The following is a 14,938-nucleotide window of genomic DNA, read 5'->3' on the forward strand; positions in this document are numbered from 1 at the left end:
GTCGGGTTCAGAGCAGCGGCGGCACCGCCGCGTCGATGAGATGCGGGCCGGGCTCGGCGAAGGCCCGCTGCAGCTGCTCGGCGAGTTCTTCGGCGGTGGTCGCGCGCGACGCGGGCACGCCCATGCCCTCCGCGATCTTCACGAAGTCCATGTCGGGCCGGGAAAGGTCGAGCAGGTCGTTCGCCTTCGGGCCGCCCGAAGCCGCGCCGACGCGCTGCAGCTCCAGCCGCAGGATCGCGTACGCGCGGTTGTTGAGCAGCACCGTCGTGACGTTCAGGTTCTCCCGCGCCTGCGTCCACAGCGCCGAAATCGTGTACAGCGCACTGCCGTCGGACTGCAGGTTCAGCACCGGCCGGTCCGGCGCCGCGACGGCCGCTCCGGTCGCCACCGGCATGCCGTAGCCGATCGCGCCACCGGTCAGTGTCAGGACGTCGTGGCGCGGCGCACCGGCGGTCGCGGTCGGCAGCAACAGGCCCGACGTGTTGGCCTCGTCGGCGATGATCGCGTTCTCCGGCAGCAGCGCCCCGATGACGTCGACCCAGTTCTGCGGGGTCAGCGGCCCGCTGGGCAGGGCCGGCCGGGACGCCTCCGCCAGCACGGGCTCGGTGTCCGCGGCGACCAGGCCGGCGACCTCGGTCAGCGCCCGCGTGACGTCCTGCCCGATCGACGCCAGCGTGTGCACCTGGGCGCCTTCGGGGACCAGATCGCTCGCCTTGCCCGGGTAGGCGAAGAACGAAACCGGTGCCCTCGTGCCCGCGACGATGACGTGCTTGATCCCGTCGAGCTGGTAGGCGACCTGCTCGGCGAGGTAGCCGAGCCGCTCGATCGACGGCAGCCCGGCGCCGCGCTCCAGGCGCGCGGGGAACGTCTCGACGAACACCTTGGCGCCGGTCGCGGCGCCGATGCGGCTCGCCGCACGCAGGCCTTCCTCGCGGCACGCGCTGCCGCCGATGAGCAGCGCGACCGGCTCGCCGGTGCCGAACACCGCGGCGATGTCCTTGACGGTCGTGGCGTCGACGGCCTGCGGCACGCGCGGCGGGATCGGCGCGCAGGTCTCGCCGCCCTCGCCCCACGACGCGTCGGCGGGCAGGATCAGCGTGGCGACGCGGCCGGGCGCGTCCTGCGCGGCGGCGACCGCGGCGGCGGCGTCCGCCCCGACGTCCTTGGTGTGCTCCGAGCGGCGCACCCAGCCTTCCAGCGAGCCCGCGACGGCCTCGATGTCCGACTCCAGCGGCGCGTCGTACTGCTTGTGGTAGGTCGCGTGGTCGCCGACGACGTTGACGATCGGCGTGTTCGCGCGGCGCGCGTTGTGCAGGTTCGCCAGGCCGTTGCCCAGACCGGGGCCGAGGTGCAGCAGCGTCGCGGCGGGCTTGTCCGCGATCCGCGCGTACCCGTCGGCCGCACCGGTGACGACGCCTTCGAACAGCGCGAGCACGCCCCGCATTTCCGGGACGGTGTCGAGCGCGGCGACGAAGTGCATCTCCGACGTGCCGGGGTTCGCGAAGCACACCTCGACACCGGCGTCGACCAGCGTGCGGATCAGGGATTGGGCGCCGTTCAGCTCACTCATGCCGTTCCTTCGGGGAAGAGAACGCCGGGGTTGAGGATCCCGGCGGGGTCGAAGCTCTGCTTGATCCGGCGCATCAGCTCGATCTTCGCCGGGTCTTCGAGTTCCTGGTGGTAATGCGCCTTGGTGCGGCCGAGGCCGTGCTCGCCGGAGATCGCGCCGCCGAGTTCCATGGCGTAGGCGAAGATGTCGGTGAGCAGGTTCTTGCGCGTCGCGGGGTCTTTGCAGAAGATGCCGAGGTGGACGTTGCCGTCACCGGCGTGTCCGCAGCCGAGCGCGCCACCGCCCGCGGCCATCGCCAGCTCACGCGCCTTCGTGATGAACTGAGGCATCGCGGTCCGCGGCACGACGACGTCGATCACGTCGTCGGCGCCGACGGCCTTCGCGGTCCAGAAGGCCTTCTCGCGGGCCTGGATGAGCTTGCGCGCGGCACCGCCGTCGAGGATGTAGACATCGACCGCGCCGAGTTCGCCGAGCAGCTCACCGACGGTCTCGACGTCCTCCTCGAGGCGCCCGGTCTCGCGGTTCTCCAGCGCCACCACGAGGTACGCCTCGCAGGTCTCGCGGATCTTGTCCGGCACGCCCAGTTCGAGCTTCTCGTTGTAGACGATCGCCGCCATCGTCATGTTGTCGATGTACTCGAGGATGTGCGGCGCGAGCCCGCTGGAGAGGATCGCCGGCACGGCGGCCATCACCTGGCCGAAGTCGCCGAAGGGGGCGAGCACCGTGGCGCCGTGGGGCAGCCGCGGGTGCAGCTTGACGGTGATTTCGGTGGCCAGCGCGAGGGTGCCCTCGGAGCCGATGATCAGCTGCGTGAGGTCGTAGCCGGTGGAGATCTTCGACGTCTTGCCGCCGGTCCGGATGATCTCGCCGGTCGGCAGCACGGCTTGCAGGCCGAGCACGTTGTTGCGGGTGACGCCGTACTTGACCGCGCGCATCCCGCCGGCGTTGGTCCCGACGTTCCCGCCGACGCTCGCGCTCAGCTCACCGGGGTAGACGGTGTAGCTCAGCCCGGCTTCGGCGGTCTTGGCGTCGAGTTCGGCCAGCGTCACGCCGGGCTGGACGACGGCGACGTGGTTCCCGGTGTCGACTTCGAGGACGGTGTTCATGCGCTCGAAGGAGATCAGCAGCCCGTCCGCCATCGGCCGGGCCGCCCCGGACAGCCCGCTGCCGGAGCCGCGGGCGGTCACGGGGACGTGGTGTTCCGAAGCGGTCTTCAGCAGCTCCGCGACTTCTTCGGCCGTTGCCGGCTTCGCGACGTACGCGGGCTTCTGCGGCTCCGCCGTCAGCGCTTCGTCGTGCGCGTAGTCCTCCGAGATCGCCTCGCCCGTGAGCAGGTTTCCGTCCCCGACGATCTCGGCCAGGCGTGCTGCCACGTCGCCCATCGGCAGTTTCTCCTCCGCGCAGTCGCTGTGGTTACCGCAGCGTAGTACGTACCGGCGGTACGCCGCCATGAAGGATTTTCACGTTTCTGCGCGGAGGAGATCCGGTGGTCAGTTCGCCGTGGTCAAGGCGTCTTGGAGCAGCGTCAGCGCCTGCCGGGCGACGACGTTGAACAGGCCCATGGTCGTGTCCGGCCGGGCGAACACGACCAGGAGGATGGGGTCCTGCACGGGAAAGACGCAGACGTGCCCGAGTGAGCCCTGGAACATCGCGCCCCGTGCCTCGCCCAGGCCGGCCTGGCCGACGAACCTCGTGGCGAGCCCGACGGCGGCCGCCGCCATGGCCGCCACGCTGTCGTCTTCGATTTCCTGCGTGTCGCTGGCCAGCAGCAGGCCGTCGCGGCTGGCCAGCAGGAGCCCGGTGATGTTGGCCCGGTCGACCTTGTCGCGGATCTCCTGGAGTGCCTTGGCCACGGCCGCGGCCTCGGGGTGGGACGGCTGGATCTTCTGCGGTGGCGGGAAACTCTGGGACGCGCCCTGCCGGCGCGTCGGCAGGGGAATCGGGGTGCCGGGTACTTCGGCCTGCATCCCGGTCACACGGCCAGTTCGGCTTCGATGTTCTTCAAATAGTGCCGGGCCAGCGCGAGGTTGGCCCGTTCCCGGTCCAGGACGAGGTACAGGAACAGTGCGGAGTCGACCTTGGCCGGCCGCAGCAGGCGGATCAGGTGGTACTGGCGGCCCAGGGTGATGAGGATGTCCTCGATCTCGTCGTTGAGCCGGAGGGCGGAGATCACCCGCAGCTTGGAGCGGACGACTTCGGTGTTGCCCGCGGCCGCGGTGTCCAGGTCCAGCCAGTCGCCGCCGCCCAGTGTCCCGAGCGCCATCCCGCTTTCGTAATCGACGAGGGCGGCCCCCACCGCGCCCGTGATGGAAAGGGCTTCCTTCAACGCCGTTTCGATGTTCATGTGGCTCGTCATCTCCTAGTCCCGACGCCTCGACGTGCCGACCCCAGTGGTCAGGTTCGATCACCCTAAAGTTGGTTGCTCCGTCCGGATATCCCCGAACGGCGTAATCGAACTGGTCTGTTCGCGCTATCAGGTCACGCAGCGTAGAAGCTGTGGATTTAGCTCAGGCTAAATCTCTGGCGGGTGACGGCGACGGCGGCGAAGCTTCCGGCATGACCTCGACGTACACCTTCGAAGACGGCCTTTCCGTGCACCGCTTGGGTTTCGGCGCGATGCGGCTGACCGAGTGGGACCACGTGAAGGACGGCGCCCAGTCCGTCGCGCGCCGCGCGGCCGAGCTCGGCGTGACGTTCTTCGACACCGCCGACGCCTACGATCTGGGCCTGAACGAAGAGCTGCTCGCCGATGCGCTCCACCCGTACCCCGGGCTGCTGATCGCGACGAAGTGCGGGCACGCGCGCCCGAGCCGCGGCGAGTGGGTGCCGCTCGGCCGGCCCGAATACCTCCGGCAGCAGGCGGAACTTTCGTTGCGGCGCCTGCGCGTCGACCGCCTCGACCTGCTTCAGCTGCACCGGCTCGACCCGCAGGTGCCGCTCGCCGACCAGATCGGCGCGCTCGCCCGGCTGCGGGACGAGGGCAAGGTCGCCCGGATCGGGTTGTCCGAGGTCAGCGTCGCGCAGCTGGCCGAAGCGCGAGCCATCGCGCCGATCGCGAGCGTCCAGAACCGCTACAACTTGACCGATCGCGCGTCCGACGACGTGCTCGGCTATTGCGAGCGCGAGGGCATCGCGTTCGTCCCGTGGCTGCCGATCGCCCGCGGTGACCACGCCACGGCGGGTGGGGTGCTCGCCAAGGTCGCGGCCGGCCTCGGCGCGACGCCCGCGCAGGTATCGCTCGCTTGGCTGCTGCGCCGGTCACCGGTCGTGATCCCGATCCCGGGGACGTCGTCGATCCCGCACCTGGAGGAAAACTGCGCCGCCGCGGACGTCACGCTCTCCGACGGCGATTTCGAGCAGCTGACCGCGCTGGGCTGACCGCGGCCCGGCCGCGGGGAATCCGCGGCCGGACTCGTGTTTCAGGCGCTGTTTCAGGCGCGCGCGAACGAGAGCGTCTCGCCCTCGACACCCCGCAGCCACAGGTCCTGTGCGGCCGCCGCCATCTCGGCCAGGCCCTCCTCGATCGTGGCGAACACGTTGCCGGGCACCCAGCCGGCGTCGCCGTTGATCAGCAGGTTGTTGCGGCCGTAGAAGATCGCCAGGTCGGTCGCGCCCTGGTCGCTGTGCGCCTCACTGTCGTCGTCGTAGCCGTACGCCGGGTTGCCGATCTCCCACGCCTCGAAACCGAAGTAGACGACGTCGCCGGGAATCGGCGTGATCGTCGGGTTCTCCCGGCCCGGCTTGGGTTCCGCGAACGGCGGCACCAGCGTGTAGACCTCGTTGCGCGCGTACTTGGCGTGGTAGGCGGAGCCGCTCTGCGGCAACGCGTCCCAGACCGCCTTGCAGGTCCGCGGTGCTTCGTCGTCCAGCAGCCGGGCGCGGCAGGAGACGCCGCGCTTGTCGAGGGTGATCGTGATGTACCGGGCCATGCTCAGCTCCCCGTGACCGACGCGACGACGTCGCCCCAGATCCGCAGCGCGTCGTCGACCTGCTCGGCGGTGACGACCAGCGGCGGCACCATCCGGACGACGTTCATGTACGGCCCGCAGGTGAGCAGCAGCAGGCCGTTCTTCGACGCCGTCTGCTGAGCGGCGGCCGCGGTTGCCGCATCGGGCTCGCCGTCGGCGGTCGTGAACTCCGACCCGACGAGCAGGCCGAGCCCGCGCACCTCGCCGATCGACGGCGTCTTGTCCGCGATCACCCGCGCGCCCTCGAGGAGCTGGCGGCCGCGTTCGGCGGCGTTCTCGACCAGGTTCTCCTGCTGGATGACTTCGAGCGTCGCGATCGCCGCGGCGCACGAAACCGCGTTGCCGCCGTACGTCCCGCCCTGCGACCCCGGGAACGCCTTCGCCATCAGCTCCTGCGAAGCGGCGATGCCGGACAGCGGGAAGCCGCTCGCCAGGCCCTTCGCGATGAGGACGATGTCGGGGGAGACGGCGAAGTGGTCGTGGCCCCAGAACTTCCCGGTGCGGCCGAAGCCGGTCTGGATCTCGTCGACGACGAGCAGGATGCCGTGCCGGTCGGCGCGCTCGCGCAGGCCCGCCATGAACTCCGTGTTGGCCGGGACGTACCCGCCCTCGCCGAGCACCGGCTCGACGAAGATCGCGGCGGTCTCGTTCGGCGCGCTGACCGTCTGGAACAGGTAGTCCAGCTCGCGCAGGGCGAACTTCGTCGCGGTCCGCTCGTCCCAGCCGTAGTGGTAGGCGTACGGGAACGGCGCGACGTGCACGCCGGCCATCAGCGGGCCGATGCCGGCGCTGAACCGCGTCCCGGACGTCGTCATCGACGCCGCCGCGACGGTCCGGCCGTGGAAGCCGCCCTGCATGACGATGACGTTCGGGCGCTTCGTCGCCTGCCGCGCAAGCCGCAACGCCGCTTCGACGGCTTCACTGCCCGAGTTCGCGTAGAAGAGCGAGTCGAGCCCGCTCGGCAGGACCTCGCCGAGGCGTTCGGTCAGCTCGAGGAGCGGCTTGTGCATGACCGTCGTGTACTGGCCGTGGACGAGCTTGCCGATCTGCTCCTGCGCGGCCCGCACGACGTGGGGGTGGCAGTGCCCGGTGCTCGTGACGCCGATGCCGGCGGTGAAGTCGAGGTGGCGTTTGCCCTCGACGTCGTAGAGGTAAACCCCTTCACCGTGGTCGACCACGACGGGCGTTGCCTGCTTGAGCAGCGGAGAGAGCTGGGCCACAGCGTGCTCCTCGGTCGGTCTGAGCGGGTTGTCGATTGTTGACAATATCCATAGCATGGCTCTCGGGACAACACGTGAGGAGCAAGTCGGGATGAGCGCGAGCACCGAGTCCGGCGTCGTCGAGGCGGTCGGCAAGGAACTGTTCATCGGCGGCAAGTGGGTCGCCGCCCAGGACGGCAAGACCTTCCCGGTGGTCGACCCGGCCACCGGCAAAGAGCTTTGTCACGTCGCCGACGCCTCGCCGTCGGACGGCGTCGCGGCACTGGACGCCGCCGTCGCGGCCCAGGCCGATTTCGCCAAGATGGCGCCCCGCGAGCGCGGCGAGATCCTGCGCCGCGCCTTCGAGCTGCTGATGCAGCGCCAGGAGGAACTGGCGCTGCTGATGACCCTGGAAATGGGCAAGCCGCTCGCCGAGTCGAAGGGCGAGATCGCCTACGCCGCCGAGTTCTTCCGCTGGTTCGCCGAGGAGGCCGTCCGCATCGACGGCGGCTACGCCACCGCCCCGAACGGCGCGGGCCGGTTCCTCATCACGAAGCAGCCGGTCGGGCCGACGCTGCTGATCACGCCGTGGAACTTCCCGATGGCGATGGGCACGCGCAAGATCGGCCCGGCGATCGCCGCGGGCTGCACGTCGGTGATCAAGCCCGCCGCCCAGACGCCGCTGTCGATGCTCGCGCTGGCCGGCATCCTCGCCGAGGCGGGCCTGCCCGATGGCGTGCTCAACGTCGTTACGACCAGCGACTCGGGCGGCGTGATGGAGCCGCTGATCCGTGACGGCCGCGCCCGCAAGCTCTCCTTCACCGGCTCCACCGGGGTCGGCCGCAAGCTCCTGGAGCAGTGCGCCGACAAGGTCCTGCGCACTTCGATGGAGCTGGGCGGCAACGCCCCCTTCCTGGTCTTCGAGGACGCGGACATGGACGCCGCCATCGACGGCGCCATGCAGGCGAAGATGCGCAACATCGGCGAGGCCTGCACCGCGGCGAACCGGTTCTACGTGCAGCGCGGCGTCGTCGACGAGTTCGCGCGGCGGCTGGCCGAGCGCATGCAGGCGCTGCCGATGGGCCGCGGCACCGAGAAGGACGTCGTGGTCGGCCCGCTGATCGACGAGAAGGCCGTCGAGAAGGTGACCGAGCTGGTCGAGGACGCCACCGACCGCGGCGCTCGGATCCTCACCGGCGGCTCGGAGGTCGACGGGCCGGGCCACTTCTACCAGGCCACCGTGCTCACCGACGTCCCGCAGGAAGCGCGGCTGACGCACGAGGAGATCTTCGGGCCGGTCGCCCCGATCACGGCGTTCGACACCGAGGAAGAGGCGGTGGCGAAGGCCAACGACACCGAATTCGGGCTCGTTTCCTACCTCTTCACCAGCGACCTGAAGCGCGCGCTGCGGGTTTCGGAAGCCCTGGAAGCCGGCATGATCGGGCTCAACCAGGGCATCGTGTCGAACCCGGCGGCACCGTTCGGCGGGATCAAGCAGTCCGGCCTCGGCCGCGAAGGCGGTTCGGTCGGCATCGAGGAGTTCCTGGAGACCAAGTACATCGCGGTCGCCCTGTGAGCGCGTACCGCCTGGCGAGCATCCCGGGCGACGGGATCGGCGTGGACGTCACGGTCGAGGCCCGCAAGGTCCTCGACCGGGCGGCCGGCCTCTTCGATTTCTCGTTGGCGTGGACCGAGTTCGACTGGAGCTGCGAGCGGTACGCGGCGCTCGGGTCGATGATGCCGGACGACGGGGTTTCGCAGCTCTCGGCGTTCGACGGGATCCTGCTCGGCGCGGTCGGCTTCCCCGGCGTCCCGGACCACGTTTCCCTGTGGGGCCTGCTGATCCCGCTGCGGCGGGCGTTCCAGCAGTACGTCAACCTGCGCCCGGTGCGGCTGCTGCCGGGCACGACGTCCGTGCTGGCCGGGCGGAAGGCCGAGGAGCTGGAGCTGGTCATCGTCCGGGAAAACTCCGAAGGGGAGTACTCGGCGATCGGCGGGCGGCACAACGCCGGCCGGCCGGACGAATTCGTGCTGCAGGAGTCGGTTTTCACGCGCGTCGGCGTCACCCGGATCATCCGGTACGCGTTCGAGCTGGCCCGGACGCGGTCTTCCCGCGTCTGCTCGGCGACGAAGTCGAACGGCCTGATCCACTCGATGCCGTTCTGGGACGAGATCTTCGCCGAGGTCGCGGCGGAGTTCCCGGACGTCCACAGTGAACAGATGCACGTGGATGCGCTGGCGGCGCGAATGGTGCAGGCGCCGGATCGGCTCGACATCGTGGTGGCGTCGAACCTCTTCGGCGACATCCTCAGCGACCTCGCCGCCGCGATCACCGGCGGGCTGGGCATGGCGCCGTCCGGCAACATCAACCCATCGGGTGAATTCCCGTCGATGTTCGAGGCGGTCCACGGGAGCGCTCCGGACATCGCGGGGCAGGGAATCGCCAACCCCGTCGCCCAGATCCTGGCGGCTGCGATGCTCATCGAACACCTGGGCGAAACCGTTGCGGCGCAAGCGATCCGCACCGCGGTGGACCGGGTGCTCGACGAGGGCCGCGTGCGCACGCCCGACCTCGGCGGCACGGATACCACAGAACGGCTCGGCACGGCGGTGGTCGAAGCGCTGGGCTGAGTTTTTGTCGGTGCCCTCCGGCACGGTGGTTCCCGAGCCCACCGAGGGGGAGGAGACACCGATGTGCTTCGAGTGCGAGAACCGGGACAGATCCGGTTACCTGGAGCGGCTTCGCGGCGGCGTGGCCGACCGGGGCTGGCTGGTGCAAGGAGTGGAGGGAGCCGGGCCGTACCCGCCGTGGGCCTACACGATCGGCCTGAGCGGGTACGGCTTGCCGGAGCTGGTGGTGACCGGCCTCCCGGCCCTCGCGGCCGGCGGCTTGCTGAACAACCTGGCCACCCGAGTCCTGCGCGGCTCACCACCCACGGCGGGCGAACGCATCCCGCTGCCCGACGGCCCCCTGGCCGAGGTCGTCGAGCTCACGGAGCCGTCGGTGCACCTGGTGTTCGCGGCGGCGCTGTACGGCCCGGAAATCCGCGCGCTGCAACTGGTCCACGCGGACGCCCAGGGCCGCTTCCCCTGGTCCCCCGACTACCGCGACGGCCGCGCCGGCCAGCCAGTCCTAGGACCCCGCCATGCCCACTAACCCGCCCGAGATGCCCGCCCAGTCACGTGAGATGCCCGCCCAGTCACGCGAGATGCCCGCCCAGTCACGCAAGTTCGGCCCCGAATCACGCGAGTTCGGGCCCCGGCCACGCGAGTTCCGGTTCCGGCCGCGCGTGTCGTCCACTCAGGTACGCGAGTCGGCTCTCCAGGTACGCGAGCCGACCTCCCAGGCACGCGAGTCGACCCTCCAGGGACGCGATTCGACTCTCCAATCACGTGAGTCGACCGTCCAATCACGCGTGTCGGCTCTGCGATCACGCGTTTCCCGGCACCGGCGGAGCTTCCCCGTCCGTCAGGCTCGTGCCCGGCGCGAGCCGCTGCACCGCGTCCTCCATGTGGGCTTCCAGCAGCGCCAGCGCCGTCTCCTCGTCGCCGTCGCGCAGGGCCTGGATGAGCTTCGTGTGCTCGTCCACGCGCTCCTCGACCCGCTGGTACGTGCTCTGCAACGCCGTCAGGCACATCCGCGTCTCGATCAGCAGCGTCCGGGCCATCCGCACGAGCCGCTTGCTGCCGGAGGCGTTGATGAGCGCCTCGTGGAACTTCAGGTCCGCGGTCGAGAGCGCGGTGGGGTCGTCCTCGCTCGCCGCGGTCGCCATCTCGGTGACGGTCTGCTCGAGTACGTCCGCGATCCGGTCGCGGTCGCCGCCGCGCAGGGCGCGCAGCATGGCGGCTCGCTCGATCGCGGACCTGGCGGCGTAGATGTCGTAGACGTCGCCCGGCTCGAGGTCGATCACGAACAGCCCGCGATGTCTTTCACTGCGCAGCAGCCCTTCGGACACCAGGTGCTGCATGGCTTCCCGGAGCGGCCCCCGTGACACCTGGAACCGCGCGGCCAGCTCGCTCTCGCCGAGCTGGGTGCCGGGCGGGAGGGCGCCCGTCATGATCGCGTCACGCAGCTGGCGCGCGATGACGGCGGCCGTCGACTCGCGGCTCACCGGTTCGATCTCGGGCAGCATGCCCGGTGGCAGGGCCATGTCACGCGCTCCCGTGCGGTAGGTGCCGGAAGAGCGCGCCGAGCGAGCGGACGAGCCGGTGCCGGCCGGTCAGGCGCAGGCCTTCCCAGACCGTGACCTGGTTGGCGGTCAGCACGGGCTTGCCGAGCGCGGCCTCCACCGCGTTGATCTCGGCGAGGGTGCGCATGGCGGTGTCCGGCACGAGCACCGCGTCGGCCTCCGGGTGGTCGTGGCTCACGGCGAGCGCGAGGACGGCTTCCGGGCTCAGCGCGCCGACCTCGGCCGCCGTGACGATGTCCGCGCTGGCCATCGAGACGACCTCGATGCCGCCGGCCTTGAGGAAGTCGACGAACAGCCGGGCGATGTCGTCCGGGTAGCTGGCGGCGACGGCGACCCGCTTGACGTCCAGGGCACGCGCGGCGTGCACGAACGCGAAGGAGGTGCTGGAGGCCGGGACACCGGCGACGGCGGCGAGGCGGTCGGCCTGGTCGCGGGCGCCCTCCCAGCCGTAGACGAAACTGCCGCTGGTGCACGCCCAGATGACCGCGGCGGGCTCGTGCTTGGCGAGGAGGGCGGCGCCGTCGGCGAGGCGGGCCTCGCTGCCGAGGTCGAGCAGCTCGGCCACCGCGTGCTTGTCGGTGCCGTAGATGTGCTCGACCGCCAGCCGGATGTCGCCCTCGTCGACGGCCATGCCGCCGAGCAGCTGCTCGGCCAGCGGGTAGTCGTCTTCGGCCGCGTGGTCGGGGTAGATGAAGCCGATGGTGGTCACGGAACCTCCGGAGGGGACGCAAATTGTCGACAATCCTAGAGGGAAGGTCAAGGAAAACCGTCACGACACGTCACGAAGCCACCTCCCGGGTCCGACGATGGGGAGGTGCATCCGGCGCAGGCACGCCCACATCGTCAGCTGGTTGGCGGTGAGCACCGGTTTGCCGAGCGCGGCTTCCAGGGGTTCGATCAGGTCGTAGGTGGGGAGGTTGGTGCAGCTGACGAAGATCGCTTCGGCGTCGCCGTGGTCGGCGGCGAGGATGCGCTCGGCGATGGTCCGGTAGCTGACCTTCCAGATGCCGCCGCCCAGGCCGAGGTGGTCGCTGGCGACGGTCGCGACATCCAGTTCGGCGAGGAAGCCGTGCAGGGCGGCGGTCAGGTCGGCGTCGTAGGGGGTGAGCACGGAGACGCGGTGGAGGTCGAGCTGGTGCAGCACTTCGGCCAGCGCCCCGGAGGTGGTGACGGCGTCCGGCGCGCCGGCGTCGCAGATCGCCTTGGTCAGCGAGCGCTCGTAGTCGACGCCGTTGACGAAGCTGCCCGACGTGCAGAGGTAGGCGACGACCTCGGGCTCGACGTGCAGCACGTCGCGGGTCGCGCTGGCCAGGTGGTGGCTGTCGCTGACCAGGCGGGCCATCTCCATGCTGACCGGCACGGGCTCGTACGGCGTGCGGGCGAGGTGGAGGGACACCTCCATCGGCACCCAGCGCCAGAGCTCGCGCTCCAGGGCGAGGTCGAAGGGCGCGATGACGCCGATGCCGCGTTGCGCCAGCGGGCCGTCGAACGCCAGGAAGTCGAAATCCAAGGCTCAGCCTCCGGAATACGTCCGTACTTGACACGTCCGGTGCTCCGGGGGTCGTTCCTCGGATTGTTGACAATCATACGAGTGACTTTTACCGTGTCAACGTGATCGCCTCGGAACACCGGGAAGCTCCCGTCCTGGCCGTGCTCTGCGGCGAGTCCCGCCCACCGGACATGCGTGCTGTCGAATCCGGGGCGGTCGTGCGTTACACGGACGCGGCGGGCCTTGCCGATGCGTTGTCCGGAGCGGACGCCCTCTTCGTCTACGACTTCCTCTCCACGGCCGTGCCCGGCGCGTGGCACGCGGCCGACCGGCTGCGCTGGCTGCACATCGCCAGTGCGGGGGTCGACCCCGTGCTGTTCCCCGGGCTGCGGGAGAGCGACGTGGTCCTGACGAACTCGCGGGGTGTCTTCGACGACGCCATCGCGGAGTACGTGCTGGGCGTCGTACTCGCCTTCGCGAAGGACTTCGCGCGCTCGCACGACCTGCAGCGCGAGGGCCGCTGGCTGCACCGCGAAAGCGAGCGGATCGCCGGGCGGGAGGTGGTGGTCGTCGGCACCGGGCCGATCGGCCGGGCCATCGCGCGGCTGCTGCGCGCGGCCGGGATGCGGGTGAGTGGCGCCGGGCGCCGTGAGCGCACCGGTGACCCCGACTTCGGCGTGGTGCACGAGTCCGCGCGGCTCACCGAAATCCTGCCGCACGCCGACTACGTCGTCGCGGTCGCGCCGCTGACCGAGCACACGAAGGGCATGTTCGACGCGCGCGCGTTCGCCGTGATGAAGCCGTCGGCGCGGTTCGTCAACGTGGGCCGGGGCGAGCTGGTCGTCACCTCCGACCTGGTCGCGGCGCTCGAAAGCAAGACCATCGCCGGGGCCGCGCTCGACGTCTTCGACACCGAGCCGCTGCCGGCCGAAAGCCCGCTGTGGACGCTGCCGGACGTGCTGATCTCGCCGCACATGTCCGGGGACTTCGTCGGCTGGCGGCACACGCTGGTCGAGGTGTTCACCGAAAACTTCCGCCGCTGGCGCGCTGGGGAGCCGCTGCGCAATGTCGTCGACAAGACGCTCGGCTACGTGCCGTCGGGGAACCAGGGAGCCGGATGAACGACAGGATGCTGACCGCCAGCGAGCTCGTCGCCGCCTACGCGACCGGCGAGCTTTCGCCGGTCGAGGCGACGCAGAACGCCCTGCAGGCCATCGAAGCCCGGGACGGCGAGTGCAACGCCTTCTGCCTCGTCGACGCCGATCGCGCGCTGGAGCAGGCGAAGGCGTCCGAGGTCCGCTGGCGGGATGGTAACCCGATCGGGTGGCTCGACGGCGTGCCGTCGTCGATCAAGGACATGTTCCTCACCCAGGGCTGGCCGACCGTCCGGGGCTCGAAGAGCATCGACCCGGACCAGCCGTGGGACGTCGACAGCCCGGTCGCCGCGCGGATGCGCGAGGCCGGCCTGGTGTTGCTGGGCAAGACGACCACGCCCGAGATCGGGTGGAAGGGCGTCACCGACAGCCCGCTGTGCGGCATCACGCGCAACCCGGCCGACCCGTCGAAGACGGCGGGCGGGTCGAGCGGCGGCAGCGCCGCGGCCGTCGCGGCCGGGATGGGCGAGCTGTCGGTCGGCACGGACGGCGGTGGCTCGGTGCGGATCCCGGCGTCGTTCTGCGGCATCGTCGGGCTGAAACCCACCCACGGCCGGATCCCGCTCTACCCGGCGAGCCCGTTCGGCCCGCTCTCGCACGCCGGCCCGATGGCGCGGTCGGTGGACGACACCGCGCTGCTGCTGGACGTCCTGTCGCTGCCCGACCCCCGCGACCCGGCCGCGCTGGCGCCGCCGGTGGGGTCGTTCCGGGAGGCCGTCCGGCGGGACGTGCGCGGGCTGATCGCCGCGTTCTCGCCGACGCTCGGCTACGTCGACGTCGACCCGGAGGTGGCCGCGATCGTCGCGGCCGCGGTCCGCGCGCTGGGGGACGCCGGCCTGCACGTCGAGGAGACCGACCCCGGGTTCGCCGACCCGAAGCCGGCGTTCGATGTCCTGTGGTCTTCGGGGGCGGCGAAGCTGCTGGACTCGTTCCCGCCCGGGTCCGAGGAGCGGACCGACCCCGGGCTGCGGCGGGTCTGGGAACTCGGCAAGAAGTGGACGGCGAGCGACTACCTCGACGCGACCGCCGAGCGCGCCGCGCTGGGCATCCGGATGGGCGAGTTCCACACCCGCTACGACGTGCTGATCACGCCGGCCATCCCGATCGCGGCGTTCGAGGCCGGGCACGACGTGCCGCCGGGCAGCGGGCTGAGCGAATGGCCGGAGTGGACGCCGTTCACGTACCCGTTCAACATGACCCAGCAGCCGGCGATCAGCGTGCCGGCCGGGCGCACGTCGGCGGGACTGCCGGTCGGCCTGCAGATCGTCGGGCCGCGGCACTCGGACGACCTCGTGCTGGCCGTGGCGAAGCTGCTGGAGGAAGTGCGGCCCTGGGCGGCCGCCTGACCACACGTGAGGGTGAAACCCG

At 70.7% G+C, this 14,938-nt stretch carries 15 protein-coding genes; 6 read left to right on the forward strand and 9 right to left on the reverse strand.

What is annotated here, in order from left to right; translation table 11 throughout:
- Positions 1 to 7 precede the first annotated feature (7 nt).
- The 4 genes from AB0F52_RS21490 to AB0F52_RS21505 form a co-directional block, all read right to left on the reverse strand.
- A complete protein-coding gene (locus AB0F52_RS21490) occupies positions 8 to 1,570 on the reverse strand; it encodes an acetolactate synthase large subunit (protein WP_360173555.1) in 1,563 nt (520 codons plus the stop codon).
- On the reverse strand, positions 1,567 to 2,952 hold the full coding sequence (locus AB0F52_RS21495; protein WP_360173558.1) for an FAD-binding oxidoreductase: 1,386 nt from the start codon (positions 2,950 to 2,952) through the stop codon (positions 1,567 to 1,569). The genes AB0F52_RS21490 and AB0F52_RS21495 overlap by 4 nt, the downstream gene beginning before the upstream one ends.
- Before the next feature lie 108 nt (positions 2,953 to 3,060).
- On the reverse strand, positions 3,061 to 3,537 hold the full coding sequence (locus AB0F52_RS21500; RefSeq protein WP_360174014.1) for a roadblock/LC7 domain-containing protein: 477 nt from the start codon (positions 3,535 to 3,537) through the stop codon (positions 3,061 to 3,063).
- 5 nt (positions 3,538 to 3,542) lie between these two features.
- Entirely contained in the window at positions 3,543 to 3,914 is a 372-nt protein-coding gene (locus AB0F52_RS21505) for a hypothetical protein (RefSeq protein ID WP_360173561.1), read from the reverse strand.
- 212 nt (positions 3,915 to 4,126) lie between these two features.
- On the opposite strand from AB0F52_RS21505, the gene AB0F52_RS21510 reads away from it, so the two are divergent.
- Positions 4,127 to 4,948: an aldo/keto reductase gene (locus AB0F52_RS21510; RefSeq protein ID WP_360173564.1), complete on the forward strand. Its 822-nt coding sequence runs from the start codon at positions 4,127 to 4,129 to the stop codon at positions 4,946 to 4,948.
- A 53-nt stretch (positions 4,949 to 5,001) separates the two neighbouring features.
- Here AB0F52_RS21510 and AB0F52_RS21515 read toward each other — a convergent pair whose 3' ends face one another.
- Entirely contained in the window at positions 5,002 to 5,499 is a 498-nt protein-coding gene (locus AB0F52_RS21515) for a DUF3830 family protein (protein WP_086858079.1), read from the reverse strand.
- A 2-nt stretch (positions 5,500 to 5,501) separates the two neighbouring features.
- Positions 5,502 to 6,758 carry an aminotransferase class III-fold pyridoxal phosphate-dependent enzyme gene (locus tag AB0F52_RS21520; protein ID WP_360173568.1) on the reverse strand — a complete coding sequence of 419 codons (1,257 nt, stop codon included), beginning with the start codon at positions 6,756 to 6,758 and terminating at the stop codon, positions 5,502 to 5,504.
- A 91-nt stretch (positions 6,759 to 6,849) separates the two neighbouring features.
- Between AB0F52_RS21520 and AB0F52_RS21525 the strand changes: the two genes are divergently transcribed.
- The 3 genes from AB0F52_RS21525 (at position 6,850) to AB0F52_RS21535 (ending at position 9,894) form a co-directional block, all read left to right on the forward strand.
- Entirely contained in the window at positions 6,850 to 8,313 is a 1,464-nt protein-coding gene (locus AB0F52_RS21525) for an NAD-dependent succinate-semialdehyde dehydrogenase (RefSeq protein WP_360173572.1), read from the forward strand.
- Positions 8,310 to 9,368: a tartrate dehydrogenase gene (locus AB0F52_RS21530; RefSeq protein ID WP_360173575.1), complete on the forward strand. Its 1,059-nt coding sequence runs from the start codon at positions 8,310 to 8,312 to the stop codon at positions 9,366 to 9,368. Before AB0F52_RS21525 ends, AB0F52_RS21530 begins: the two co-directional genes overlap by 4 nt.
- A gap of 61 nt (positions 9,369 to 9,429) precedes the next feature.
- Positions 9,430 to 9,894, forward strand: a complete 465-nt coding sequence (locus AB0F52_RS21535; RefSeq protein ID WP_360173578.1) for a DUF4262 domain-containing protein — start codon at positions 9,430 to 9,432, stop codon at positions 9,892 to 9,894.
- Between the two features lie 274 nt (positions 9,895 to 10,168).
- On the opposite strand, the gene AB0F52_RS21540 is transcribed toward AB0F52_RS21535, so the two are convergent.
- From AB0F52_RS21540 to AB0F52_RS21550, 3 genes are read right to left on the reverse strand one after another with little or no spacing between them, the layout of a single operon-like run.
- The gene (locus AB0F52_RS21540) at positions 10,169 to 10,888 is read right to left on the reverse strand and encodes a GntR family transcriptional regulator (protein ID WP_103334778.1); all 720 of its coding nucleotides are present in this window, start codon (positions 10,886 to 10,888) and stop codon (positions 10,169 to 10,171) included.
- A 1-nt stretch (position 10,889) separates the two neighbouring features.
- A complete protein-coding gene (locus tag AB0F52_RS21545; RefSeq protein WP_360173582.1) occupies positions 10,890 to 11,636 on the reverse strand; it encodes a maleate cis-trans isomerase in 747 nt (248 codons plus the stop codon).
- Positions 11,637 to 11,696: 60 nt separating this feature from the next.
- Positions 11,697 to 12,437: an Asp/Glu/hydantoin racemase gene (locus tag AB0F52_RS21550; protein WP_103334780.1), complete on the reverse strand. Its 741-nt coding sequence runs from the start codon at positions 12,435 to 12,437 to the stop codon at positions 11,697 to 11,699.
- Positions 12,438 to 12,538: 101 nt separating this feature from the next.
- Here AB0F52_RS21550 and AB0F52_RS21555 point away from each other — a divergent pair, with 101 nt between their 5' ends.
- Together AB0F52_RS21555 and AB0F52_RS21560 are read left to right on the forward strand one after the other, a co-directional pair.
- Positions 12,539 to 13,537, forward strand: coding sequence for a D-2-hydroxyacid dehydrogenase (locus tag AB0F52_RS21555; protein ID WP_360173586.1), 999 nt, complete (start codon positions 12,539 to 12,541; stop codon positions 13,535 to 13,537).
- A complete protein-coding gene (locus AB0F52_RS21560) occupies positions 13,534 to 14,916 on the forward strand; it encodes an amidase (protein ID WP_360173589.1) in 1,383 nt (460 codons plus the stop codon). Before AB0F52_RS21555 ends, AB0F52_RS21560 begins: the two co-directional genes overlap by 4 nt.
- Positions 14,917 to 14,938: the final 22 nt, after the last annotated feature.

It is taken from the genome of Amycolatopsis sp. NPDC024027 (genome assembly GCF_040638975.1).
Lineage (GTDB): Bacteria > Actinomycetota > Actinomycetes > Mycobacteriales > Pseudonocardiaceae > Amycolatopsis.